The organism is Bathymodiolus platifrons methanotrophic gill symbiont (assembly GCF_002189065.1).
Taxonomy (GTDB): Bacteria; Pseudomonadota; Gammaproteobacteria; order Methylococcales; family Methylomonadaceae; genus Methyloprofundus.
On the sequence record NZ_BDMN01000610.1, the window covers coordinates 1 to 1,013 of the forward strand.

Genomic DNA, 1,013 nt, shown 5'->3' on the forward strand with positions numbered 1-1,013 from the left:
CCTGTTTGACTTTTTGAATTATTAATAGAAGCTGCTATATTACCATCTGAATCATTTATTTTAATATTGTTAATGCTTCCTATTTTAACACCATTTATAACTAAGCCTTTTACTGTATGATTATCATCTGTTGCACCAGTTCCTATAGGAACAGATCCAGTAGATTCTACGCTCCAAGAAGCTCTAACTTGTAACTCATTAGAATTCTTATTGATTACTTCCGATAAAGCACCTATTCCTGTTCCTACTCCATGCGAAATAATTGCTGACTCTATTGTAATATCATCTCTACCATTGACTGCTTTAAAAGTAAGTGATGTAACACCCTCTGAAGTTATAGTTTTCCCAGTTTCAAATCTAGTCTGACCTATCTTATCAGAAGAAGTTGCTGTTATTGATGCAGTAATAACAGTATTTGAATAAGCACCTATTTGAAACTTAGCATTTGAAAATCCTCCAGCAAGAAGTGATTTACCATTAAATGTGGTTGTTGATGATATATTATCAAGTTCTTCTAGTAATCTTGTAATGTCTGATTGAAGAGCTGATCTTGTTTGGGTAGTTTGACCATCTTGTGCTGCTTGAATCGCTTTGACCTTAATCGTATCAAGTATTTTTACTTGTTCATCCATAGCTTTATCTGCTATTTGGATAATCCCTATGGCATCATTGGCATTTCTTATTGCTTGACCTAATGATCTTGCTTGGGTTCTTAGTACATCCGCAATTGCCATTCCAGCTGCATCATCTGCTGCCTTATTGATTTTGTACCCCGAACTCAGTTTCTCTAAAGAAGACTGAATCGATTTCTGTGTTATCGAAGTATTGTTTGCTGCATTTAATGCCGTTACATTTGTTGCTAGTGTAAAGCTCATGGATAATTCCTTTTATCGTTTAAAATTTTCGAGTTCCTTTCGTCTGCTCAATTATCAAATCGCTTATATTAAAAAAAGATTAAGAAAATATTAAAAAAAGATTAAAGAAATATTAAAAAAAGCTTTAGATAAGCTTTA

1 protein-coding gene is annotated in these 1,013 nt (G+C 33.1%); it reads right to left on the reverse strand.

From position 1 onward, the window contains the following. Positions 1–875 (reverse strand): flagellin N-terminal helical domain-containing protein (locus tag CDZ78_RS20940; RefSeq protein ID WP_280175615.1); only part of this gene is annotated, 875 nt, incomplete at its 3' end. Between the last annotated feature and the right edge of the window lie 138 nt (positions 876–1,013).